This is a genomic window from Sphingobium sp. B10D7B, assembly GCF_025961955.1.
Lineage (GTDB): Bacteria > Pseudomonadota > Alphaproteobacteria > Sphingomonadales > Sphingomonadaceae > Sphingobium.
The window spans coordinates 1,247,155-1,271,321 of the sequence record NZ_JAOQOQ010000001.1 but is presented as its reverse complement, the minus strand read 5'-3'; the positions used below and the strand labels follow the sequence as shown (position 1 = coordinate 1,271,321).

23 protein-coding genes are annotated in these 24,167 nt (G+C 65.3%); 11 read left to right on the top strand and 12 right to left on the bottom strand.

Annotation, left to right across the window (positions count from 1 at the left end):
- Positions 1–2: 2 nt before the first annotated feature.
- Positions 3–641 (bottom strand): DnaA ATPase domain-containing protein, encoded by a 639-nt coding sequence (locus tag M2331_RS06000; protein WP_181559430.1) that lies wholly within the window; start codon positions 639–641, stop codon positions 3–5.
- A complete protein-coding gene (locus M2331_RS05995; protein WP_264592309.1) occupies positions 638–1,882 on the bottom strand; it encodes a heavy-metal-associated domain-containing protein in 1,245 nt (414 codons plus the stop codon). Before M2331_RS05995 ends, M2331_RS06000 begins: the two co-directional genes overlap by 4 nt.
- A 58-nt stretch (positions 1,883–1,940) precedes the next feature.
- Between M2331_RS05995 and purM the strand changes: the two genes are divergently transcribed.
- From purM to dmeF, 4 genes are all read left to right on the top strand, one after another.
- Positions 1,941–3,047 (top strand): phosphoribosylformylglycinamidine cyclo-ligase, encoded by a 1,107-nt coding sequence (gene purM / locus M2331_RS05990; RefSeq protein ID WP_181559428.1) that lies wholly within the window; start codon positions 1,941–1,943, stop codon positions 3,045–3,047.
- 28 nt (positions 3,048–3,075) lie between these two features.
- Positions 3,076–4,038, top strand: a complete 963-nt coding sequence (gene purN / locus M2331_RS05985; protein ID WP_264592308.1) for a phosphoribosylglycinamide formyltransferase — start codon at positions 3,076–3,078, stop codon at positions 4,036–4,038.
- A 243-nt stretch (positions 4,039–4,281) separates the two neighbouring features.
- The gene (locus M2331_RS05980; protein WP_181559427.1) at positions 4,282–4,557 is read left to right on the top strand and encodes a metal/formaldehyde-sensitive transcriptional repressor; all 276 of its coding nucleotides are present in this window, start codon (positions 4,282–4,284) and stop codon (positions 4,555–4,557) included.
- Between the two features lie 9 nt (positions 4,558–4,566).
- On the top strand, positions 4,567–5,544 hold the full coding sequence (dmeF, locus tag M2331_RS05975) for a CDF family Co(II)/Ni(II) efflux transporter DmeF (RefSeq protein WP_181559426.1): 978 nt from the start codon (positions 4,567–4,569) through the stop codon (positions 5,542–5,544).
- 30 nt (positions 5,545–5,574) lie between these two features.
- Here the strand turns inward: dmeF and M2331_RS05970 are convergent, their stop codons facing one another.
- Positions 5,575–5,853, bottom strand: coding sequence for an ETC complex I subunit (locus tag M2331_RS05970; RefSeq protein WP_181559425.1), 279 nt, complete (start codon positions 5,851–5,853; stop codon positions 5,575–5,577).
- A 190-nt stretch (positions 5,854–6,043) separates the two neighbouring features.
- Positions 6,044–8,515 (bottom strand): ATP-dependent helicase HrpB, encoded by a 2,472-nt coding sequence (hrpB, locus tag M2331_RS05965; protein WP_181559424.1) that lies wholly within the window; start codon positions 8,513–8,515, stop codon positions 6,044–6,046.
- Between the two features lie 372 nt (positions 8,516–8,887).
- Between hrpB and M2331_RS05960 the strand changes: the two genes are divergently transcribed.
- A complete protein-coding gene (locus tag M2331_RS05960) occupies positions 8,888–9,685 on the top strand; it encodes an N-acyl amino acid synthase FeeM domain-containing protein (protein WP_181559423.1) in 798 nt (265 codons plus the stop codon).
- A 102-nt stretch (positions 9,686–9,787) separates the two neighbouring features.
- Here M2331_RS05960 and M2331_RS05955 read toward each other — a convergent pair whose 3' ends face one another.
- Together M2331_RS05955 and M2331_RS05950 are read right to left on the bottom strand one after the other, a co-directional pair.
- A complete protein-coding gene (locus tag M2331_RS05955; protein WP_181559422.1) occupies positions 9,788–10,378 on the bottom strand; it encodes an FxDxF family PEP-CTERM protein in 591 nt (196 codons plus the stop codon).
- 508 nt (positions 10,379–10,886) lie between these two features.
- Complete coding sequence (locus tag M2331_RS05950; protein ID WP_181559421.1) at positions 10,887–11,900, bottom strand: polyprenyl synthetase family protein; 1,014 nt, start codon at positions 11,898–11,900, stop codon at positions 10,887–10,889.
- Between the two features lie 177 nt (positions 11,901–12,077).
- Between M2331_RS05950 and M2331_RS05945 the strand changes: the two genes are divergently transcribed.
- From M2331_RS05945 to M2331_RS05920, 6 genes are all read left to right on the top strand, one after another.
- Positions 12,078–12,377: a chorismate mutase gene (locus M2331_RS05945; RefSeq protein ID WP_181559420.1), complete on the top strand. Its 300-nt coding sequence runs from the start codon at positions 12,078–12,080 to the stop codon at positions 12,375–12,377.
- A 77-nt stretch (positions 12,378–12,454) separates the two neighbouring features.
- Positions 12,455–14,236, top strand: coding sequence for a diguanylate cyclase (locus M2331_RS05940; protein WP_181559419.1), 1,782 nt, complete (start codon positions 12,455–12,457; stop codon positions 14,234–14,236).
- 135 nt (positions 14,237–14,371) lie between these two features.
- Positions 14,372–14,971, top strand: coding sequence for an EF-hand domain-containing protein (locus M2331_RS05935; protein ID WP_181559418.1), 600 nt, complete (start codon positions 14,372–14,374; stop codon positions 14,969–14,971).
- 158 nt (positions 14,972–15,129) lie between these two features.
- The gene (locus tag M2331_RS05930) at positions 15,130–15,849 is read left to right on the top strand and encodes a response regulator (protein WP_181559417.1); all 720 of its coding nucleotides are present in this window, start codon (positions 15,130–15,132) and stop codon (positions 15,847–15,849) included.
- Positions 15,846–17,219: an ATP-binding protein gene (locus tag M2331_RS05925; protein ID WP_181559416.1), complete on the top strand. Its 1,374-nt coding sequence runs from the start codon at positions 15,846–15,848 to the stop codon at positions 17,217–17,219. Before M2331_RS05930 ends, M2331_RS05925 begins: the two co-directional genes overlap by 4 nt.
- A 284-nt stretch (positions 17,220–17,503) precedes the next feature.
- The gene (locus M2331_RS05920; protein WP_181559415.1) at positions 17,504–18,106 is read left to right on the top strand and encodes a PEPxxWA-CTERM sorting domain-containing protein; all 603 of its coding nucleotides are present in this window, start codon (positions 17,504–17,506) and stop codon (positions 18,104–18,106) included.
- A 171-nt stretch (positions 18,107–18,277) separates the two neighbouring features.
- On the opposite strand, the gene M2331_RS05915 is transcribed toward M2331_RS05920, so the two are convergent.
- From M2331_RS05915 to M2331_RS05890, 6 genes are all read right to left on the bottom strand, one after another.
- Positions 18,278–19,426 (bottom strand): flagellar motor protein MotB, encoded by a 1,149-nt coding sequence (locus M2331_RS05915; RefSeq protein WP_181559414.1) that lies wholly within the window; start codon positions 19,424–19,426, stop codon positions 18,278–18,280.
- Positions 19,427–19,435: 9 nt separating this feature from the next.
- The gene (gene motA / locus M2331_RS05910; protein ID WP_181559413.1) at positions 19,436–20,299 is read right to left on the bottom strand and encodes a flagellar motor stator protein MotA; all 864 of its coding nucleotides are present in this window, start codon (positions 20,297–20,299) and stop codon (positions 19,436–19,438) included.
- 213 nt (positions 20,300–20,512) lie between these two features.
- Positions 20,513–21,346, bottom strand: coding sequence for a flagellin (locus M2331_RS05905; RefSeq protein WP_181559412.1), 834 nt, complete (start codon positions 21,344–21,346; stop codon positions 20,513–20,515).
- Positions 21,347–21,366: 20 nt separating this feature from the next.
- Complete coding sequence (gene flgK, locus M2331_RS05900) at positions 21,367–22,704, bottom strand: flagellar hook-associated protein FlgK (RefSeq protein ID WP_181559411.1); 1,338 nt, start codon at positions 22,702–22,704, stop codon at positions 21,367–21,369.
- Complete coding sequence (locus M2331_RS05895; protein ID WP_181559410.1) at positions 22,701–23,024, bottom strand: rod-binding protein; 324 nt, start codon at positions 23,022–23,024, stop codon at positions 22,701–22,703. The genes flgK and M2331_RS05895 overlap by 4 nt, the downstream gene beginning before the upstream one ends.
- Entirely contained in the window at positions 23,021–24,079 is a 1,059-nt protein-coding gene (locus M2331_RS05890) for a flagellar basal body P-ring protein FlgI (protein WP_264574865.1), read from the bottom strand. Before M2331_RS05890 ends, M2331_RS05895 begins: the two co-directional genes overlap by 4 nt.
- Positions 24,080–24,167 lie beyond the last annotated feature (88 nt).

Sequence of the window (24,167 nt, the reverse complement as noted above, 5' to 3'; positions counted from 1 at the left end):
GGTCAGTGGGTTCCCTCATGCGGTGCGGTCTCATCCGCTCCGTCTAGCAGCGCATTGTTACGGAGCGCTTGCCGCGCCAACGCAACCGAGAGTTTCTGCCCCCGCGCCAGCGACAGCGCGTTCAGCTCGGCCACGACGCCGTCGATCGCGGCATAACAGCGCGCGGTGCGGCGGGCGAGAAAATCCGGGAGGTCCGGGGCGAAGGCCGAGCCTGCCCGCTCCAGTCCATGGGCGATCAGCGCTGCGGTAACCGCTTCATCCGGCGGGAGGATACGCGCTACGGCGGCGGTGGCGAGGCGCGTGCGCAGATCGGGCAGCGCAATCGTCCATGTCGGCGGCGCCTCGGTGGCGACCATCAGCAGCGGCCGGCCCGAATCGCGCGCCTCGTTCCAGAGGTGGAACAGGTGGGTTTCATTGGCGCAATCGGCATCATCGACCAGCACGCCACCGCTTTCGCGCAGAAACACCTCGGCAATGAGCGAACGGCCGGACCGGGATGGGCCGACGAGCAATGTGCAGGGCGAGGGCCAGCGCTGCCAATCGCGTATCAGCGCGAGCGCGTCGGCATTGGCAGCGTGGACCAGCAGACTTTCCGCTCCGCCATGCCGCGACCAGCCGATGGGCAGCGGCAACTGGCTCATTGCCCGCCACCGCCTCCGCCGGCTGGTGGACTTGCGGCCCGACGGGCGATCCGCAGCGTATTGCCAGATACGGCGACCGAATATCCCCGTCCTTCAAGCTGCGCGCGCAATTGCTCGATCGTGCCGCTGAAGCCGACCTGCATGACAGACGTGCCGCCGAGTGCCAGGCTTGAGGTCGAGGCCGCGCTGACCCCCGGAATACCCCGCAGCATCGCCTGCGCTTCCCCGACCGAGGCCGTGGTAGGCGTCTCGATCTGAACGCTGAACGAGGCGGCACCGGGCGTATCGGCCGGCAGGACACCGAGGATCGCCTCCAGCCCAACCGCATTCTCGATCTCGACCGCGTTGACCGGCTCCTCGATGATCAGCGAGGGGTCGAGCCGCAAGGTGCCATCCGCCAGCGCGCCGGCGTAAAGCTGGTCGATGCGGGCGACGGCATCGCTCATCATCTTGGGCAAGTCGGCGGGCGTGGCGGCGCGCAGGGTGAAATCCCCGATGAAATTATTGTCCGGCCCATAGCGTGCGCTGAAATGGCCGGTGATCGGCCCACCGGGAAAGCTGCGCTCGATCCGCGCGATAGGCATGATCACATCCGCCGCACCATAAAGATCGAGGAGGATACGCCACCAGTTGCGCCCGCGCCGGCCAGTCTGACCGGGATTGAGCAGCAGCGAATCCGGGCCATCGCCAGCGGTGCGCACATAATCGATCGGGCTGTCGGAAATGCGGAATTCGGCCCACGCCTTCTGCCAGGGCGTCACCCGCTCGAACGTCATCGGCGTGCCCGAATCCCAGAGAACCGGGATCACCAGCAGCGGCGGGGAGCGGCGAATCTGCCCGGAAACGCCAAGCGCCTGCCCGGCCCGGGCACGATCGAACATCACCGAGAGCGTAGCGATATAGCGATTGGGACCGATCTGCTCCTGCTGCACCTCGATACCGGACACCAGCCCATCCAGCACGCTGTCCCCAAGCGCAGGACCGTTGCCGCCATGCGTGCGCTTCCACAGCGATTGCCAGGCGAGGCGCTGCGCCAGCCGCCAACCGGTCGCCCGCGCCGCATCGGCATTGGGCCCGGCGACATCGACGCGAATATCCTTCACCTCGAAATCGCCCTGCGAGGCCAGCGGCGCAATGCCCCGCTCACCCTCGATCTGCGCGACCAGCACAGCCGCAAAGGCCGCCAGAACCAGCGCGAACACGAAGTGAATGGGGCGCAAGGATGGCAGAGAGAGCGTCACGGCGCCCTTTTGGCGGCATTGTTCTGGAAAACCAAGCCCGATTTGGTAAGGGCCACGCATGGACTCCAAGCACAACCAGCCCAAGGGCTACACCTATGCGCAGGCCGGCGTCGATATCGCTGCCGGAAATGCGCTCGTTCGCGCCATTGCTCCGCTCGCCCGCGCGACGCGGCGACCGGGGGCCGATGCCGATCTGGGCGGATTCGGCGGCTTCTTCGACCTGAAGGCGGCGGGCTTTACCGATCCGCTGCTCGTTGCGGCGAATGACGGCGTCGGCACCAAGCTCAAGCTCGCTATCGACAGCGGCAAGCACGATACGGTGGGGATCGATCTGGTGGCCATGTGCGCCAACGACCTCATCGTGCAGGGCGCCGAGCCGCTCTTCTTCCTCGATTATTTCGCGACCGGCCGCCTCGACAATGGCGTGGCCGAGCGGGTGATCGCGGGCATCGCAGAGGGCTGCAAGCAGGCCGGCTGCGCGCTGATCGGCGGCGAGACGGCGGAAATGCCCGGCATGTATGCAGATGGCGATTATGATCTCGCCGGTTTCTGCGTCGGTGCGGTCGAGCGCAACGAAGTGCTGACCGCCGACAAGGTGGCCGAGGGCGACGTAATTCTGGGCCTCGCCTCCTCGGGCGTCCACTCCAACGGCTATTCGCTGGTGCGGCGCCTAGCGGCGGACAAGGGCTGGAAGCTGGACCGCCCTGCTCTGTTCGATCAGGAAGTGCTGCTCATCGACGCGCTGATGGCGCCGACCCGGATCTATGTGAAGCCGCTGCTGCCGCTGGTCCGCCAGGGCCTCGTCCATGCGATGGCGCACATCACCGGCGGCGGCCTGCTGGAGAACATCCCGCGGATTCTGCCCGCCGGCCTGCACGCGCATATCGATGCGGATCTTTGGGCGCAGCCGCGGCTGATGGCTTTCCTTCAGGCGCAGGGCAATATCGAGCCGGGCGAAATGGCGCGCACGTTCAATTGCGGCATCGGCATGGCCGTGGTCGTGGCGCCCGCCGATGTGGACGCGGTGAGTGCGGCGTTGCGTGAGGCGGGCGAGACCGTCCACCGCATCGGCGAGATTCGCGCTGGCGAGAAGGGCTGCACCGTGCGCGGATCGCAAGAGACGTGGTGCGCCATGGCAGACTGGAACGCGGTCCATCTGGGGTAATAAGCCCGAACGGATTGGGGGAACTGACGTGTCCAAGGCCAAAGTCGCGGTGATGCTCTCCGGCACGGGGACGACGATGACGTCGCTCCTCTATGCCTCGCGCCTGCCGGACTGCCCCTATGAGATCGTGCTCGTCGCCTCAAACAAACCTGAGGCGCGCGGACTGACCGTCGCGGCGGCCGAGGGCGTGGCGACCTTTGCCCACAGCCACAAGGGCATGGGCCGCGAGGCGCATGAGGCGATCATGCTCGACGCGCTGCGGGCATCCGGCGCCGATTATGTCGCGCTGTGCGGCTATATGCGCATCCTCACCGCCGACTTCGTGGGCCAATGGGCGGGGCGGATGCTCAACACCCATCCCTCCCTGCTGCCCAAGTTCAAGGGGCTCGACACGCATCAGCGGGCCATCGACGCGGGCGACAGCCATGGCGGCTGTACCGTCCACCTCGTCACACCGACGCTGGATGACGGCCCGGTATTGGGGCAAATCCCGGTCGCGATCCTGCCCGAAGATACGGCCGACACGCTCGCCCAGCGCGTGCTCTATGCCGAATATCAGCTCTATCCCCGAATGCTCGCCAGCTATGTGGAGCGCGAGATGGACCCGGACTGGCTCATCGACCGCGTCGGCCAACTGGCCCTCGCCTTGCCGGAAACGCACGCCCGCGAGTCGCATGGCGCGGCAGGCTGGCGTGTGGGCAGCGAGGCCTCGGGCAAGTTCTTCGCGTATGTTTCTGTGCGCCACCATGGCGAGGACGCGGTCGCGCTGCTGGTCAAGACCTCCGGCGCCGACGAGATGGCCGCGCTGATCGAGGCCGATCCGGACATCTACTACCGCCCGGCTTATTATGGCGCGAGCGGCTGGATCGCGATCCGCCTCGACCGGCCCGGCGTGGACTGGGAGCATGTGCGCGGCTGGCTGGAAAAGAGCTGGCGGGCCGTGGCACCCAAGCGGCTGACAAAAATGCTCGAGATTGCGGACCAGTTCTAGCGCGGGAGCGCTGGCGGTCCCGACGTCCCCGCATTCCTTTCCGTCATTCCCGCGCACGCGGGAATCTAGCTTGAACCTCGCGTCACCGCGAAGGGGTAGTCTGGATTCCCGCGTGCGCGGGAATGACGGAGAAGGAGGGATCGAGGTCTTCGCATAACCGTCGACGTTTCCTGTCTGCCGCCGAAGTCCAGACATCCTCGCGCCAATTGATTGATGCCTCAAATAGGGATAGGGGGTATCCCTATGTCACATCTCCTCGAAATCAATCCGCAGCTGCTCGCCCGTGTCCGGCGGATCGGGGGGCAGGTCAACGCCATCGAGCGCGCGCTCGAATCGGACAAAAGCTGTACCGATATCCTGCATCTGGTGGCGGCCGTGCGGGGAGCGGTGAACGGGCTGCTCGATGAAATCATTGCCGAGCATCTGGAGGCGCATGTCGCCCGACCGGGGCTGAGCGATGCCGAACGCCAGATAGGGGCGGACGAACTGCTGGCGGTCATCCGCCGCTACGCGAAGTAGGAACTCGTGATGCGGACACTCGATATTGAGGGCCTGACGCCGAGCCACGACTTCCTCGGCGCCTCGCACGACCAGAATGCCCGACGCACTTATTGGGTCATCCTGCTGACCGTCGTGACGATGGTCGGCGAGATCATCGCTGGCTATTGGACCGGGTCGATGGCGCTACTCGCCGACGGCTTCCACATGGCGACCCATGCCGGCGCCCTCTCCATCGCTGCATTCGCTTACGGCTATGCGCGCAAACATGCGCATGACCCCGCCTACAGCTTCGGGACCGGCAAGGTCGGCGATCTCGCAGGCTTCGCCTCTGCCATGGCGCTGGGTCTCGTCGCGCTGGCGATTGCCAGCGAATCGGCGGTGCGCCTGTTCGAACCGACGAGAGTCGCCTTCGGCGAGGCCACCTTCGTGGCGGTGATCGGCCTGCTTGTGAACATCGCCAGCGCGCTGGTGCTGATGGGCGGTGCGCATGGGCATGATCATGGCCATGGACATGATCACGCGCATCATCATCACGCCGCCGATGACCATGGCGCGCATGACCATGATGGCCATGAGCATGGGCATAGCCACGGCCATGACAATAATCTGCGCTCAGCCTATTTCCACGTGCTGGCGGACGCGCTGACCTCTGTCCTCGCCATCGGCGCCCTGCTGGCCGGGCGCTATCTCGATTGGGTATGGATGGACCCGCTGATGGGCATCGTCGGCGCGCTGGTCATCGCCCGCTGGGCCTGGAGCCTGATGCGCGACACTTCGACCATGCTGCTCGACCGCAGCGACGAGGCGCTGGCCGGCAAGGTGCGGGCGGTGGTCGAGGAGCAAGGCGATGCGCGCGTGGCCGATCTTCACGTCTGGCGCGTTGGTCCGCAGGCCCATGCCGCGATCGTCAGCGTCATCGCGCAACCGGAGGTCCGCAGCGACACGATTCGCGGCCGCATGGCCGGACGCTGCACGCTCGCGCATCTCACGATTGAAGTGCGCTAGCCGTCCCCTCGGTCGGGACGGCCCGAGACCTTAGCGGAAATTGTCGGCGTAAGCCTGAATCTTCAACGTCTTGGGTGGCGTTCTCACGACGTGATAGGCGATGCCATAGCGCTCGGCATAAGCACGGGCGGCGTCCTCGTCGGGGAAGCTCAGCTTGACCTGCTCCTGCGTGTCGCCAGAGCCGGCCCAGCCCATCAGCGGATCGGGCTTCTTGGCCTCTGCCGGGGCGAACTCCAGCATCCAGGTGCCGGTGCGCGCCCGACCGGACTGCATGGCGTTCTTGGGTATCTGGTAGATCCGGGCGGACATCGGTGCTTTCCCCATCGTGCATATGCCCAACATGCGAGCGCTTTTGCCGTCGCGCAAAGCGGGGGGCCCTGTCAAGATGATTGGGGGAATGAGGCGACCCGTTCGTGTCGAGCGAAGTCGAGACACCCGCGCACCGCTCTGCCGTGTCTCGACTTCGCTCGACACGAACGGAAGGTCATCCGGAACAGGATCACCGATGGGCATCAGCCTTCTTGGTCCGCAGCGTCGCGCTGGCCGCGGCGGGATCATCCGGCCATGGATGCCGCGGGTAGCGTCCGCGCATCTCCTTGGCGACATCCGCCCAGCTGCCTTTCCAGAAGGCCGGCAGATCCCGCGTCGTCTGGATGGGGCGACCCGCCGGCGATGTCAGGGACAAGACGAGCGGGATGCGCTCGCGCCCGATGACCGGATGCTCCGATAGGCCAAAGAGCGCCTGCACCCGCAATTCGACGGTCGGGCCAGCCGGCGCCTCATAGTCGATGGCGTGGGTGCTGCCGGCCGGGCTACGGAACTCGGCCGGCGCCAGCGCCTCGATGCGCTGCGTGGCATCCCATCCCAGGCGCTGGGTTAGCAGGCCATGCAGCGCGCCACCGTCGATCGCGGAAAAGCGCCGGGCATTGGCCGGGAGCAGCATCTCCAGCCACTCCTCGGCATCGGCAAGCAGCGCCGCATCGCCGATCTCATCGCCCACGCCCGCAAAGGCAGCCCGGGTCCGCAACGCCTGCGCCGCCTTGCCCCATGGCAGCAGCCCCAGTCCCTCGCTGCGCAGCGCCTGCGCGAGTGCGGCAATGATCGCGGACCTTTCGGGCGCATCGTCCGGCCCGCTGGTGAGGCGGATGGCGCCCAGATGCCGCTCGCGCAATGCCTCAACGCCGGCCAGATCCTTCCGCCAGCGCACCGTGCGACGATCCACGACGCGATGCCCGGCAGCGACCATCACATCCTCCTCCTGCACGGCTAATGCGGAGAGGATGCGCGCGCCGGCGGCGCTGCCCTGAATATCGCCCACTGCCAGCCAGTCTGCGCGCGCCAGCGGATCGGCGGGATCGAGCCGGAAGCCGCGCCCGCCCGCGCTGATCCAATGTTCGCCGCTGGCATCCCGGCGCCGGGCGATGCGGTCCGGGAAGGCTCGCATCAGGCAACGGGCAAGCGTGGCATCGTCGATGATGCCTCGCGACGAGCCGGACGCGACTAACCCCAACCAGCGCCGCCCGAGGCCGCGCGCCGCTTCGGCCCGCTGCCCCCGCTCGCGCTGCCAGAACGCATGACGCCGGGCAAGGTCCGCCGATGGCCCGCCCAGCCCGCGCTCGGTGAGCAGCACCGCCACGTCAGCCGCCGCACCGCCCTCCCCCGCCTCAGCCGAGGCAATGAGCATATGCGCGAGGCGCGGCTCCAGCGGCAGATCGGCGACCGCGCGGCCATGCGGCGTCGCCCGCCCCTCCCCATCCAGCGCTCCGAGCGCCTCGAGCCGGCGTCCGGCTTCGGCCAAAGCAGCCGCCGGTGGCGGATCGAGCCAGCGCAGCGTGGTCGGGTCGGTCACGCCCCACACCGCGCAATCGAGGAGCAGGCCGGTCAGGTCGCTTTCCAGAATTTCGGGCGGATCGAACGGCGGCAGACCGGCGGTCGCCGCTGCTTCCCATAAGCGGTAGGCAACGCCCGGCGCCTGACGACCCGCGCGGCCGGCTCGCTGGGTTACGGCGGCTTGACTGGCGCGCTCCGTCACCAGGCGCGTGACGCCGGCGGCAAGATCGTGCCGGGGCCGACGGGCGAGCCCTGAATCGACCACGATGCGTACGCCGTCGATGGTGAGGCTGGTCTCGGCGATGCTGGTCGCCAATATCAGCTTGCGCGTGCCTGCCGCCGCCGGCCGCAGGGCCGCGCGCTGGGCTCCCGGCTCGAGCGAGCCATGCAGGCGATGGAGGGCGATGCTCTCGGACAGCCCCATCAGCCGCTCGGCCGTGCGCTCGATCTCGCCGACACCGGGGAGGAAGGCCAGAACATCGCCCTGCGGCTCTTCGGCCAGCGCGCAACGGATCGCCGCCGCCATGTCATCCTCGATGCGCTGCTCTGCCGCGCGGCCGATATGCCGCAGATCGATGGGGAAAGACCGGCCCGCGCTCTCGATCACGGGTGCCGGCTTGCCCTCCACGGCCATGAGCGTGGCAAAGCGCGCACCATCCAGCGTGGCGGACATGGCGAGCAGGCGCAAATCCTCGCGCAGGCCGGATTGCGCATCGAGCGCGAGGGCCAGCCCGAAATCGCCTTCCAGGCTGCGTTCATGGACCTCGTCGAACAGCACGGCGGCGACGCCGGTCAACTCCGGATCGGCCTGAATGCGGCGCCGGAAAATCCCTTCGGTCACGACGAGGATGCGGGTGCGGACGGATTGGCGGCTCTCAAGGCGGGTGGCATAGCCGATGGTGTCGCCGGGCTTCTCGCCAGCCAGATCCGCCATGCGCTCGGCAGCGGCGCGCGCGGCAAGCCGGCGCGGCGAGAGCAGCCATATCTGCCCGCCCGCCACCCACGGCTCGCCCAGCAAAGCGGGCGCAACGCTCGTCGTCTTGCCCGCCCCCGGCGGTGCCACGAGCACGGCGTTCGATCCTGCTCGCAAGGCGGCGAGCAGGTCGGGCAGAACCTCATGGATGGGGAGCGTAGCGGTCACATCATCCGTTTATGCGCCGACGCCGCCAAAGCCAAGCTGGCGGCGTAAGGGATAAGAGCAAATCCTGACCGCCGCAGCGTCATCCGAGGATGGCGAACATGGTTAATGCTTAGCCACCGTCATCGGAGCAATGCGCTCCTGCGACTACACCCGCGCGGCTAGAGTTCCGTGCACTTGTTCACTTAAGTCATGGAACTACCTACCTTTTGCCGCAACGCCCGAACGCTCCGCCTCTTTGCCGCGAAGAGGTATTGCTCTGTTAACCGATCGAACCCATCCATGGCCTCGCTGAGGCGCAAGGCTTCGTAAAAATAGAAAGCTCGTCTGGCCCGGTTGGGCCTTTTGGGGGTCGTCCAAGTGCATGATCATGTTATGTCCGCCTCTTTGGCGGAACCGCACGGCGGGTTGCTGTCCGTGCGCCGTATCCCGTCTGCCTGCGGCCAGAGGCTGCGCACCATCGATGTCCGGCTGGCCGATCGCCCGGATCTGCGCCAGCAGGCGCATGATCTCCTGAACCGCATGTACGGGTGGCGCGGCTATGGCATGGCGCATCTGCTCCCCGACAATGGCGATCATCAGGCCGTCTTTACCGCAGCGCTGGAAGATGCCGTAATCGCCACGCTCACTCTGACGGTGGACTCACCAGCCGGCCTTTCGACTGATCAAACATTTCGCACGGAACTGGATGCGTTGCGCGAGGCGCCCGGTGCCCGCCTGTGCGAACTCACCAAGTTCGCGGTCGACCCGATGACCAAGTCCCCCTCCGTCCTCGCGGGGCTTTTTCATGTCATCTTCATTTACGGGATGCAGCGCTTCGATTGCACGGATCTGGTGATCGAGGTGCATCCACGCCATGTGCGCTATTATGAGGCCATGCTCGGTTTCGACCGGCTTGGCCCGCCGAAGATGGATGAGTCCGTCTCCTGGTGGCCCAAGGATACACCGGTACAGCTCATGCGCCTCAAGGTCTGCGATGTCGCCGACCAGATCAATCGCTTTGCCGGCCGCGCCGACAAGATCGGCCGCTCGCTCTACCCCTATTTCTTCTCGCGCGATGAGGAGCAGGACGTCGCACGGCGCGTAGCGCGCTTGTGGGACAGGGATGCGGGTTGCGCAGAGCCGCGCAGCCGCAATGGCATGAGCGGCACATTCTGGCGCAGCGCCGCCTGAATGGGATCATTCGCTGTCATCGCATGAAAATGGGGATCAACGGCTGCACCCGTTGATCCCCATTCTTTATCTAGGCCGTCCCGTGGGAGACCGCCAGGATCATCAGGCGAACTGGACCCGTGCGCTCGTGCGACGTGCGCGGCGCATCGTGTAACCAAGGCTGCCGAAACCGAGCAGCATCAGAGCCCAGGTGGCCGGCTCGGGAACCGGTGCGCTCACGGGCGACGGCGTGAAGGTGAGGTTGCCGCCGTAAGAGCCCAGACCGGCGGACGTGCCGCTGATCACCAACTCGTTCAGCATGCCGGCCATGATCGGGAAGCCCGAAATGCCAGCCGATTCAACATCGGTGCCCTGACCGAAGATCGGGACGTCCTTGCCGTTGATCGTGACCGTCAGTAGGTCGATGTTGGTCGACAGGCCCGACAGCGTCGTGATGATGCCGCCGCTGCCGACGCCATCAACGTCGACGATGAAGCGGTAAATGTCGGTGAAGATGCCCGAACCGATGTCGGTGCGGCCAATGGTGGCCGAAACGGCTTCGGTGATGGGGGGAATGGTGTCGCCAGACGTGGTGAACTCGTCATCGCCAGGCGTGAACGTGCAGTTCATGGCAACGCAGGTGGCCGCGTTGGCCGCACCCGGCGCAAATGCTGCTGCAGTGGCCAGCGCGGCCAAAGATACCAGTTTCCTCATGGATAGCTCCTTTGTTTGTTCGGTTTTTGAGCTGGCTCATCATGCTTCTCCCACACCGCCTGAAAGGCGAACATTCCGAGTAGATAATGAGGCGACCGCTCGAGCAGAGAAATACTGGTCGGTTAACGGATTATCAACGAAATCCTCATATTTTATTGCTGTATTTCAGATACTTAATCTGACCAATCAATTGGGCGGGTTCCCAAAGTTCCAAACCGTTAACCGCAGATTTACCACGCTATGGCGGACAGCGCGGTCGCTTCATCGCAACGCAGCATCGTTCCCGTGCAGCGCAAAATTATTTGGGTCGTGGCCGATATACCCCGTGTCCCGAAAATGGACGGGACGGGACTGGCGAGAATAGGGGAAGTGGCCGCCTGCCGCACCGACAAGCCCCGATTCGAGACCGGCTAGGCGAGGCGCCCCACCCCAGCGGGCAGCGCGGCGCGTCATCTCGCTATGGGTGCCGTGCAACGTGGGAGGCGCTGGCGCCCGCTGAAAAGCCGGATCAGTAAGCCCGCGCGATGGCGAATTCGACGGCTTCGACCAGCGCAGACTTGGCGGCACCCTTGCCGTACATGCCGATGGCGTCGATGGCGCGCTGGCCATAATGGCGCGCCCGCGCCATGGTGTCGTCGATCGCGCCGGTTTCGCGCAGCAAATGCTGGGCATGGGCGAGATCGGCATTGTCGCCATGGAGGCCGGACATCGCCTCTTTCCAGAATTTGCGATCCGCCTCGCCGCCGCGCGCATAAGCGAGGATCACCGGCAGCGTGATCTTGCCATCGCGGAAGTCATCGCCGGTATCCTTGCCCATCGTCGCGCCGTCCGAGACATAGTCGATCGCATCGTCGACGAGCTGGAAGGCAATGCCGAGATTGCGACCATAGGCATCCAGCGCGAGTTCCTCCGCCTCCGGGCGCTCCGCAACCACGGCGGCGATCCGGCAGGCCGCTGCGAACAGGGCTGCGGTCTTGGCACCGATGATGTCGAGATACTGGTCCTCGTCGGTCTCCACACGACGCTGGGCGGTCAGCTGATTGACCTCCCCCTCGGCGATCACCGCAGATGCGTTGGAAAGGATCTTGAGAACCTTGAGGCTGCCATCCTCGACCATCAGCTCGAAGGACCGGCTGAACAGGAAATCGCCGACCAGAACCGAGGCATTGTTGCCCCAGATCATGTTGGCGGTCTGCTTGCCGCGGCGCATGGCGCTGCCGTCCACCACATCATCGTGCAGCAGCGTGGCGGTGTGGATAAACTCCACCGTCGCCGCCAGCTTGTGGTGCCGGGTGCCGGCATAATCCAGAAGCCGCGCGCAGGCGAGCGTGAGCATGGGCCGCAGCCGCTTGCCACCGCCGGCGATGAGGTGCCCGGCCAGTTCCGGGATCAGCGGAATGCGCGACTGCATTCGGGCGAGGATGACTTCGTTGACGCGGTTCATATCCTCCGCAACGAGGCTCAGCATCGGCTGGAGGGATGGCGCGCCCTGGCGGGGCAGGTGGTGGACTGTGGCGCTCATGCGCGGTGCTCTGACCAGATGACCGCGCTTTGGCAAGCAAATTGGCTTGCCTTGTGCGCCCGGAGCGGCAAGTGATGCGCCGTTGCGGGCGCTGCCCGGCCCCTCATCAGCCTGGTCCGCCCCAGCGAGATCAGGCCACAGGAACAATGCCCCAGAGGCTCAGGGAGACGACCCGGAATGGACGAAACGCTCAGGCGCTACCGCGAAAGCATCGACAATATCGACGCGGCGCTGGTCTTCATGCTGGCAGAGCGCTTCAAGATCACCAAGGCGGTCGGTGAGCACAAGGCCCAGTCCGCCCTGCCCCCCGCTGACCCGGATCGCGAGGCACGGCAGATCGCCCGCCTGCGCACTTTGGCTGTCGACGCCAATCTCGACCCGGATTTCACCGAGAAGTTCCTGCGCTTCATCATCGATGAAGTGATCCGGCATCACGAGCAGATGCGCGCCGACGAAGCGAATGCCGCCGGCGCCTGAGGCGCCCGAGGGTAACGCCGCCAGATTGTTCCCGCTGCGTTAACCAGGTAACAACCTGCGCCGGGCCATGATGGGCCATGGGGCAAAGCCAGCGCCAAATCCTTTACGCCTTCATCCGCCATGCCGGCCTGCCGGTGCTGGCGGGCCTGGGCTATTTCGTGATTTCCTACGCGACCATATCGCTCAAGACCACGAATGGCATGGTCGCGCCCGTCTGGATCGCCAACGCTCTCCTGCTGGCGCTCGTGCTCGCCCGGCCCGCGCGGCAGGCCCCTGCCCTCATCATTGCGGGCATGGTCGCCAATGTGCTGTCTGGCCTGCCGGCTGGCAATAATCTCCAGACGGCCTTGGTCTACGGGTTCGCCAATGGGCTGGAAATCGCCGTCGCGGTGGCCGGGCTCAAGCTGCACAGGAATGGCGCCCACGCCTTTTCGGACCCCGAGGCTCTCCCTCATGTGCTGATCTGGGCCGGGCTGGTCGGCCCGGCTTGCGGCGCTTTTCTCGGCGGCCTCGGCGCCTGGGCCAACAATGCGCATCCGCTCAGCGAAGCCTATGCGCGCTGGTTTCTGGCGGATGCTCTGGGCTTGTTGATCTTCACCCCGGTCTTCCTCGCCATGTTCAACGGCGAGATGAAGCGCAGCCTCGCCAGCCAGACCCGGCGACGCAGGCTGGAAGCCGCTGCGCTGCTCGCCCTCACCGCCGGCGCGGCTGGCATCGCCTTCTTCTCGAAGGAATCATCGCATCTGCTGCTCGTCGTTCCGCCCATGCTGCTCGTTCTGCTGCGCAGTGGGTGGATGGCGACGAAGATCGCCCTCGCCATCGTCACCGTCATCGGCGGCGGAGCGATGATGGGTGGCTATGGGCCGCCCGTGATGCACAGCCATCATGCGGCCCATCACCTCTACGGCATCCAGATGTTCATCGCCCTGCTCATCGTGGTGCAGGTGCCGATCTCGGCTATGCTCGCCAGCCGCCAGGCGACGATCGAGCGAATGCGCCAGAACGAACAGTCGCTGAACCTGCTCGCCTCCGCGTCTCCGGTGCTGCTGCTGGCGTTCAACCTTAAAGGCGTCTGCACGCGGGTCGTGGGCACGCGCGAACTGCTGTTCGACCGCCCGTTCGACGCGCTCGTCGGCGCAGAGCTCTCCGACATTTCGGAGGAAGGCCAATATGACCTGACCCGCGCGCATAGCGCGGCGCTTGAGGATGTAAGCACCAGCCAGATTGCCGAGTTCCGTACCCTCAAGCTGCGTGACGCCTGGATGGAGGCCGCATTCCGCGCGCATTTCGACGAGCGCGGTCGGTGCATCGGGACAATCGCGACGGTGCAGGACATCACCCAGCGCAAGAAGCAGGAACTGTGGCTCTCCCGCACCGCCACGACGGACAGCCTGACCGGTCTGCTCAACCGCGCCGGCTTCCATCAGCGGCTGGAGCAGGCGCTGGTGAAGGCGACACCGGGCACCCTCAGCCTAGCCGTGATCGACATCGACCGGTTCAAGCTGATCAACGACAATAGCGGCCACCAGATGGGCGATACCGTGCTGCGGGAAATCGCATGTCGCATCTCGAGCCAGGTCCGGGCGAGCGATGCGGTCGGGCGCATGGGCGGCGACGAGTTCGTGGTGCTCCTCGCCACCTCGAATTGGGATCGTGTGCAGGAAATCTGCGGTCGGATCGTCTCCGCGGTCAGCAGCGAGCCCATTGCCCTGCCCTCGGGTAACAGCCTGCGGGCTGCGATCAGTTGCGGCGTCGTGCGCTACCGGCAGGGGCAAAGCGCCGAGGATTTCATCCATGAGGCGGACATCGCGCTCTACCAAGCCAAGCGCGGCGGTCGCAATCGGGTGGTCGCTGCCTGATCCGCAAGGTCGGCCGCGAACTGGCGACATTTTGTGACATTTGCGTCTTCCCGCGACAAAGTCTCGCGACAAGTCCCCGCTATATCATGGTCATGGCGCTACCCCCCGGCGCCGGCAGACCAGGAATTCAAGTCTATGAAACGTCTCACCGCAATCGCGCTCTCCAGCGTCGGCCTGCTGTCCATCGGGACCATGGCAATCGCTCAATCGGCACCGCAGCCGCCGCAACGCGGCGAAGCCCGGCCCCCGATGGATCGCGCGTCTCTTGAAAAGCGCCTCGCGACCATGTTCGATGCCGCCGACACCAATCGGGACGGCGTGCTCTCGGTTGATGAGCGCAAGGCTCATCAGGCGCAGAATCGCGACAAAATGCGCGATGCGATGTTCGCCCGCCTCGATGCCAATAAGGACGGCTCAATCTCGAAAGCCGAATTTGCGGAAGCCGGCGCGATGGCCGGCAGCCATCAGCGACGCGGCCACGAAGGCAAACGGCGCGGCCATGGCGGCCCCGGCATGGGCGGCGGCATGATGATGATGGGACGCGAGCTTGCTGCCTATCGTGACAAGCCGATCCCCCGCGCCACCTTCATCCAGGCAGGCCTGGCCGGCTTTGACCGAATGGACACCAACCGTGACGGCAAGATTTCGCCCGAGGAACGGCAGGCCGGCCGGAAAGCCATGATGGAGCGCCGCAATACCGACCAACGGCCCGCGCCAATGCCCCCGGTGCGCTGAGCCCCTTGGCCGATCCGGCGGAGACAACTCCCTATGCCGCCGGATCGGCCATCCCACTTTCCCTCGGTCGCCTGCCCCTTTCAGGCGGCTGAGGGATGGACCTCAAGACCCAAGCAGGGCAGAGAATTGCATCCCACCGATTTTGCGAAAGCGCTTTGATGTCCGCACGGCCCCATCTCCTCCTCGTCGACGATGAAGCGGCCATTCGCGAGCCGCTGGGGCAATATCTCCAGCGGGCCGGCTTTCGCGTCTCCGATGCCGGGAATGCGGCCGACGCGCGCAAGATCCTCGCCGGCAGCGCCATCGAACTGGTGGTGCTGGATATCATGATGCCGGGCGAAGACGGGCTGAGCCTGTGCCGCTCGATCCGCGAACAGGGCGAGATGCCGGTCATTCTGCTCACCGCCCGCACCGAGGAAACCGACCGCATCGTCGGGCTGGAAATGGGCGCGGACGATTATGTGCTCAAGCCCTTCTCGCCGCGTGAGCTTGTGGCGCGGATCAAGACAATCCTGCGCCGCGCCGGCAACGGCACCGCCCGCGAACCGCAGGCAAGCGCATCCCTCTATCGCTTCGAGGGCTGGACGCTCAGCGCCGACGACTGGACGCTGACCGGCCCGGACGAGGTCGCCATCCCGCTCAGCACGGCCGATTACCGGCTGCTCCATGCCTTCGTCACGCATCCGCGCCAAGTGCTCAGCCGCGATCAGTTGCTCGACTTGACGCAGGGCCGGGAAGCGCATGCTTTCGACCGCTCGATCGACAACCAGATCAGCCGCCTGCGCCGCAAGCTGGAAGATGACGCCCGCTCGCCGACACTCATCAAGACCGTGTGGGGCGGCGGCTACATGTTCGCCGCCGATGTGGCGCGCGAATGACCCTCAGCCTGCGCACCTTCACCGGCTGGCTGCGGCCGAGAACGCTGGCGGGGCAGACGATCCTCGTCGTCGCCGCCTCCTTGTTTGCCGTGCAGCTCATCGGGTTCAGCTTCTACTACATGATGCAGCGCAATCAGTGGGTGACGATTGCCGCCGCCCCGGGCGTCATCCGCATCCTTGAGGCGCTCGATCAGCGAGACGCACCCTCCCCTTGGCATCGCGCGCGGGCGGCCCGCGGCATCGTCGTCACCGACGCGCCACCCCGCCGTGAGGGCGCCGACTCGCCGCGCGTAGCCGTACGTGCCAACGAGCTGTTCCGCTCGGCCGGGCTGGTGCCGCTCGCGGTCCGGGTCGCCATTGCGGAAGCCCGGCCCGGCGCGGATGGGCGCGAGCGCGCGCGCGATCTGCTCCAGCCGCCCAACCGGCGCGCACCACGGCTGCAGGTGCAATTGAGCGTGCAACTCCGGCCCGACCGCTGGATCACCGTCTACACACGCGCAGCGCCGGTCGCCCAGCCGATCCTGCGTCAGATCGTGATGCAGTCGCTGTTCCTCTATGGCATCGTGCTGATGCCGCTCGTCTGGTTCACCCGACGCCTTGCTCGCCCGCTTCACGCGCTCACCCAGGCCACCGCCCGGGTTGGCACGCCGGAGGGCGCCTCCCCGGTCATCGAAACCGGACCGGAGGATTTGCGGCGCCTCGCAGCGTCCTTCAACGCCATGCAGGACCGCATCCGCTCCATGCTGGAGGAGAAGGACCATATGCTCGGCGCCATCGGCCATGATCTGCGCACACCCCTCACGGCGCTGCGGGTGCGCGTGGAATCGGTCGCCGAGGGGGCGGATCGCGAGCGCATGGTCGCGACCATCGAAGACATGCAGAAGATGCTCGACGACATCCTCTCGCTGGCGCGCGTCGGCCGGGACCGCGAACCACCGCAGCGCATGGACCTGGCCGCGCTGGCCGATGCGACCATCGACGATTTCGAGGATATGGGCGTGCCGGTGGAGCGCAGCGAGATGCCGCGCGCCATCGTCAACGTCCATCCCCGCGCCGTGCGGCGAGCGCTCACCAACCTGATCGAGAACGCCGTCAAATATGGCGCACGCGCGCACGTCTCGCTGCGGATCGAAGACCGGCGCGCCACGCTCTGCGTGGCCGATGAAGGCCCCGGCATCCCGGAGGACCGCATTGAGGACATGCTGCAGCCCTTCACCCGCATGGAAGCCTCCCGCAGCCGCGACACCGGCGGCACCGGCCTCGGCCTCGCCATCGTCCGAGCCGTGGCCTCGGCGGAATCGGGCCGACTGGAACTGCGCAATCGGCCTGAGGGCGGGCTGGTCGCGGAGCTGAGCTTTCCGCTGGCGTGAAGACCCGCTCTCGTTTGTTTATGCGTCGACCTCGGACACACTGGTGACCGACAAATGGTGGTCAGCGATGGCCGGACGCCCCTGCCATCGACGCCGATTCCTGCCTGCTGGGAACATGTCCCAGAACAGGATGCAACGGGGAAGCCAAAGTTAACAAAATGGAAACAGCCTCTGAGGAGCGGTATGTTTGCATCAGCGACATTTGAGTCGTGGGAGGCAGATCGGCTTGGGGTATTGTCGATTTGCGAGATGCAGAGGGCACTTCCATGGGTAAGTTTTTGACAGTGGCGCTGCTGGCATGCGGAACCTCATTTGCGGCTCTGCCTGCCAATGCAGCCGTCGTGGTCAGCGGGTTCACGCTCACCACCGGTACGTTTGGCGCGCAGACCGGCGTTCATTCGTCCGGTTCGCAGTCTGGCTCGACCTTGAACGGTTATGTCAATCAGGACGGATCGGGTGTCACGTTCAGCACGAGCACGGGCTCGATGAGCATCACCGGCAACGGAGAAGCCACCATCAATGGCGATCCGCTGCTTGAAGATTTGAGCGTCCTCTTCGCCAAGGGCTGGGACAATGTGACGTTCAATTTCGCCGGCGACACCGGGACGTTCAACCTGCTGGTCAATGGCTCGGCGCTGTTCTCGAGCCCCGCGTGCAACATCTGTACGATTGGCAATGGCAACAACCAGTTAACGCTGAGCGGCACGGGCATCACCAGCCTTGCTTTCACGTTCAATCCCGGCGTGACGAGCACGCGTCAGTTCCGCGTGGAAGGCGTGAGCCAGGCACCCGTGCCTGAACCCACGACCTGGGCGATGATGATTGCAGGCCTTGGTTTGGCAGGGGCAGCGATGCGCCGTAAGAGTGCCAAAGTGCAGTTCGCCTGATCCCGCCGGGGAAGCTGCACAGCGATTTCCCCGCGCTTCGGATAGCTGTTTGAAAGAGCGCCGTCCCCGGCGCCCTTTTTGTTTGACCGATCTGCCGATCGGTCGCGTCCCACTCTACCCATGATCGCAAACCGGGCGGAACCGTGTGGCGTGAAGCGCACCCTCACCGCATCAGTGCTGGTCCATCAGCCCCGTCGTGCGGGCTGTAAGATCGGTCTTGCCTGGGGGCGTGTTGGAACTGCGCTTGGGAATCGAGTCCGCATTGATCACCGTCGCGCCTTGGGGCAGCGCGGTTCGGCCGAGGTCCAGCTTGCGCACTTCGGATTCCGCCATAGCGACGCGCTGGTCGCGCACGAGGATGCGGCGGTCGATCTTGGCCTGCTCGGGGCTTTTGGGAGCCGGCGCCGCGGGCTGCGCGTCTGCGGCATTAGCGACCGCCCCCCCGGCGGGAGAGTCCTTGCTCCACGCCAGGATCACCGACATGCGCCGGTTGCGCGGATCGTAGCGGTTGTCAGCGACGAAGGGCTCGCGATCCGCCACGCCTTCGATGCGCGCGAAGCGATCCGCTCCGATGCCGCCCTGTGCGAGCACGGCGCGAGTGGCTTCGGCGCGGGATGACGAGAGCAGCCAGTTATTCATGTTGCGCCCGGCGGCATAAGGCAGCGCATCGGTGTGACCGCGCACGATCACATCGTTCGGCACTTCGGACACCGCCTCGGCAACCTGCGAGAGCAATGCGCGGGCTTCCGGCACAAGCCTGTCCGTGCCGATGGCGAACATCGCGAAATCGGCTTCATCCACCAGATCGATGCGCAGGCCCTCCAGCGTCTCGGTAAAGCGCACATGCTTGCGGAGCTTGCGGAGCGCTTCGGTGCGCTCGAGCTTCTGCTCCAGCTCCTGCTTGAGCTTCTCGAACTTCTGGCGATCCTGGTTCTTGAGATCCTCGCCGCCGACATCCTTGGTGCCCGTGGCGTCGCGCGGGATGGTGATGGCAAGATTGCCCTGCCCGCCCGTCGTCGGATAATTTTCCTTGCTGACGAGGCTGTCGCCGCCGAACATCCCGCTGGAGCCGGCGCTATCCATCTTCATCTGGACGAGTGTAGGCGTGAAATAGTCGGCCAGCCCCTTGCGCTGCTTTTCGGTTGTCGCGCCGAGCAGCCACATGAGCAGGAAGAAGGCCATCATCGCCGTCACGAAGTCGGCATAGGCCACCTTCCAGGCGCCGCCATGATGGCCGCCATGGCCGCCATCGATGATCTTCTTGACGATGATCGGCCTGGGTTCAGGCTCGTTCACCGGTTTCTTTGCGGCCGATGCCATGGCTTAGCCTCAGCGCCCGCGCATGCCGTCGAACACTTCGGCAAAGGCCGGCTGGTTCGCATGGATGAGGTTGGAGCGCGCGGCCTCGATGACGAGCGGCTGCGGGTGGCCGTGGAGCGAGGCGATGATGATCTGCTTGACGACATGATACATGGCGCCATCCGCCTCGATCACCTGCTTGGCGCGACTGGCGAACGGCCCGACCATACCATAGGCCAGCAACACGCCGAGGAAGGTACCGACGAGCGCCGAGCCGATCATGCCGCCCAGAATTTCCGGCGGCTTGTCGATCGAGCCCATGGTCTTGACCACGCCGAGCACGGCTGCGACGATGCCGAGCGCCGGGAGTGCGTCCGCCAGGCCCTGAAGGTTATCGGCAGGACGAACCGCCTCATGGTGGTGGGTCTTGAGCGCATTATCCATCACGTCCTCGACCGCGTGCGGATCGAGCGTGCCGGATGAGACGACCACCAGCCGCAGCGTATCGCAGATGAGGTGGATGAGCGCGCTGTCCGCCATCAGCCGGGGATACTCGGCGAAAATCGCAGAGGATTTGGGGTCTTCGATATGCGGTTCGAGCGCGACGGGGCCTTCGACCCGTAGCGTCTTCATCAGCTTGCTGACGAGGAAGATGCAGTCGAGATAGTCCTGCTTCTTGAACTTGGGGCCCTTGAACACGGTCATCACGCCGCCGGCCAGCGCCTTCAAGTCCGCGCCGCTATTGCCGATGATCAGCGCGCCTGCCGCGGCGCCGCCGATGATGAGCATTTCGTGCGGAAGCGCATGAAGCACCGGACCAATGGCGCCGCCGGTGAGCATGAAGCCCCCGAAGACCATGACCAGCAGAACGACAAGACCGATACCAGCGAACATTCTGATCCCCGCATGTTCATAAAACGGGACCGCGCACAGCTGCTTTTGGTCCCTTCATCCCTTCCTAGAACGGCTCTGCTGAAACAGGGTTTAGCGACAGGGTTAGCGAAAGATGACGATTACGATTTTTCGAAATTTCTGCCGGCGCGAACAAGAAAACGGCCCGCAGCCAAAAGCCTGCGGACCGCCAGATTTGCCTCTCTTCGAACAGGATCAGAAAAGATCGAATAGCGACTTTTGATTGATCCGCGCGAAGGCCAGTTGCGCGGCTTCCAGCGTCAACAATTTGCTTTGCAGCTTCACGCTGGTCTCGGTGATGTCCGTATCTTCCAGAGCAGAGCGGCGCTCAGTCAGCGCCAGATCGGAATTGGTGAGCCGGCCGCCAATGTCTTCCAGCCGCTGCGAGCGAACGCCCTGCACGGACTGGGCGACAATGACATGATCGAGCGCGGTGCGGGCATCCTGCAGGGCAGCGGAGCGGTCTGCCTCCGTGCCGGTGCGCACCACATTGATGATGTCGGAGATCACCTGATCGATCGACCGGCTGCCCACCGCATTCTCCATGATGCTCGCGCGGGTCGGCACGGCTTCCACGTTCAGCCCTGCGCCCAGAGGAATCAGCACGGCGCTGGGATGATCGAAGACCGGCGTGCCCTGATAATCGGTCTGATTGAGGAGATCGTTGATCGTGGCGCGAATGCCTTCCAGTTCCTTGGCCACCGCCTCGCGCCCGGTCGATCCGTCGGCGGTCGAGGTGGACGTGACGATCAACTCGGTCACGCGCGTCATAAGATTGTTGACCTCATTGAGATTGGTGCTGGCCTGCGTCGCGCGGGATTCGGCGAAGGTCAGATTGCCCTTCCACGCCGCGTTGATCGACTGGCGCCGCCCGACCTGCGAGATCTGCACCCAGTCATGCGGATTGTCCGAGGGCTGGTTGATCTTCTTGGTCGTCGAAATCTTGGTCTGCTCGCCCGCAATATCCGCAGCGAGCCGCTGCTGGCGGGTAATCTCAGCCGTGATGGACTGCGTGGTGATGAAAACCATGATGGATCGCCCTTATTGCGTCAGAATGCGGAAATCAGTGTCTGGAACATTTCCCGCGCGACCTGGATCACGCGGGACGATGCCTGGTAGGCCTGCTGCAGCCGGATCAATTCGGCCGCTTCCCGGTCGAGATTGATGCCGGCCACATCGGCGCGTGCCTGCTGCGCCATGGTGTTGCGGCTCTCGGCCGCGGTCTGCTCTTTGGTCGTGCTGTTGGCGATGCTGCCATGGGTCGCAATGATGCCGGTCCATTCATCCTCGATGGACCCGCTGCCGCGCAGGGCGGTCATGGCCAACAGATTGCCGTTTGCGGTGCCATCGGCGGAGAACCGCGCGACCAGAGCCGGCGAGCTGACCAGCACCGAGAGCGAGCTGGCATCCGCCCCCATGCTCAGCAGTGTCTGACCCGCGACACCGGGCGATGAATAACCGCTGGTGTGCCAATCATTCATTTCGCTCACATAGCGGCTCGCGAGGTCGTCCAGCGCGTCGATCCTATCCCGCACAATGCCGGCACTGGTGGCGATGCCGCCTAGCGCGCCGCCTGTCGGGGTAGCAATCGCCGTGCCGTCCGCCAGCCCGAAGCTCAAAATGCCATCGGCGGCCTGACTGACCGTCAGGGTCTTCACCTGATTGTTCTCGACGAGCGTCTCGCTGCCGTAACTGATGTTCGCGACGCCATTGGCGCCGAAGGTCACCGTCACGTTCAGCCTCTCGGCAATCTCGCTCAGGGCCTGATCGCGCGAATCCAGCAGGCTCGCATGGCTGGCCGTCCCCTCGGGCACGCGGCGCAGGCCTTCATTGGCATTGCCGAGCTGGCGCAACGCGTCATTGAGCGAATCCACCTCGTTGGTGGCCGTGTTGCCGATCGAACTGCGGATCGAGACCAGATCATTGTGGCTCTGCTGAAATGCAGCATTGATCTGCTCGAACGAGAACAGCACATCCGCCTGTAGCGTCGTGTCTGTGGGGTTGGAGGCGAGCCGCTCCACCGCCGCGAACATGCCGGTGAAGCGCTGGCCAACGCCCAGTTCGCCATCGTTGAGGGCGGTCTGGATGTCCGACATCCAGCGGGCGCGCTGATTGACGCTGCCCAGCGCATTGGTCGTCTGACGCGCTGCCGCTTCCAGATATTGGTCGGATGCGCGCACCACGCCGCCGATCTGCACGCCGTAGAAGGAGGCGCTCGATTTGTAGAGCAGCATCGGCGAATTGCCGGCGGCGGACTCGCTGAGCGCAATCGTCCGGCGGCTGTAGCCGGGCGTCTCCGCGTTGGCGATATTGTCGGCAATCGCTCCCATCGCAGCCTGATAGGCGCGCGTGCCGGAAGCGCCGATCTGGAGAAGATCGCTGCTCACGGTTTATGGTCAAGCTGCTGGAGGATCAGTTCGGCAATGCCAAGGCCGCCCTTGGTGGCGAGCCCCTCAGCCATATGCGCGTCCTGCATCTCGCGGAACTGGTCGAGCCCGCTGCCGCCGCCAATCTCTTCGCCCAGACTCGCTTGGCGCATGGAGGAGAGGAGCTGGCGGGTGAACACGGCCTCGAATGCCTTGGCGGCCTTCTGCAATGCGGCGTGATCGTCGTTGGCCTTTGGCGACGTCGGGGCTTGCGCCTGCGCGCCCTGCGTGGCGGCGGCTAAGGCCGCCTGACCGGAGCCGATCCCTGAGACCTGTGTCATATCACCTCCAGCTCCGCCCGCATGGCGCCGGCCTGCTTGAGCGCGCTCAGGATCTCGAGAAGGTCCGAGGGGGAGGCACCCACGGCATTCACCGCCTTGACTATATCGGCCAGAGACGCGCCACCTTTAAACAGGAACATCGGATTCTTTTCCTCATGGGCGGAAAGCTGGCTGGATTCCTCCACCGCCGTCACCCCGCGCGAGAGCGGCGCAGGCTGCACGATGCGCGGCGCTTCCGTCACGGTCACGGTCAGCTTGCCATGGCTCACCGCGGCCGGGGTGATCTGCACATTGCCGTTGATGACCACCGTGCCGCTGCGCGCGTTGACGATCACCTTGGCCGGCGGATCGGCGGGCTTGACCTGGATATTCTCGATGAGGCCCATCATCATGACGCGGCTCTCGGCACCCGGCGGGGCATCGATGGCGATGGAGACGCCATCCACGGCACGGGCGCGCTGGTCGCCGAACGCGAGGTTGATCGCGTCGGCCACCCGCAGCGCGGTCGTCACGTCCGCCTCCGCGAGGTTGAAATTGATCGTCGGGCTAGTCTCGAACCCGGTGGCCACGGCGCGCTCGACAGAGGCCCCCGAGGGGATGCGGCCGGCTGAAGGCACGTTGACGGAAAGCTGCGAGCCATCGGCACCGGAGACGCCGAAGCCGCCGACGGCCATATTGCCCTGCGCCATCGCATAGATCTCGCCATCGGCGCCGCGCATTGGGGTCAGCACCAGCGTGCCGCCGCGCAGCGACTTGGCCTTGCCGAGCGCGGAGACGGTCACGTCCAGCCGCTGGCCGGGCTTGGCGAAGGCCGGCAATTCCGCCGTCACCAGCACGGCTGCGGCATTCTTGAGCGAGGGGTTGACGCCCGGCGGCAAAGTGAGGCCGAAGCGCGAGATCACGCCCTTCACGCCCTGTGTCGCATAATCGAGGCTGTCATCGCCCGTGCCGGCGAGGCCGACCACAACGCCATAGCCGACAAGCTGGTTGGACCGCAGCCCCTCGAAGGTGCCGATGTCCTTGATGCGCTGGGCATGGGCCGAGGTGGCGATCATGAGGCAGAGCCCGAACGCCAGCAGGGCGAGGGAGACGACCAGCCGACGGAGCAAGGAGGGATAAGGCCTGATCATGGCTGAAAGCTCC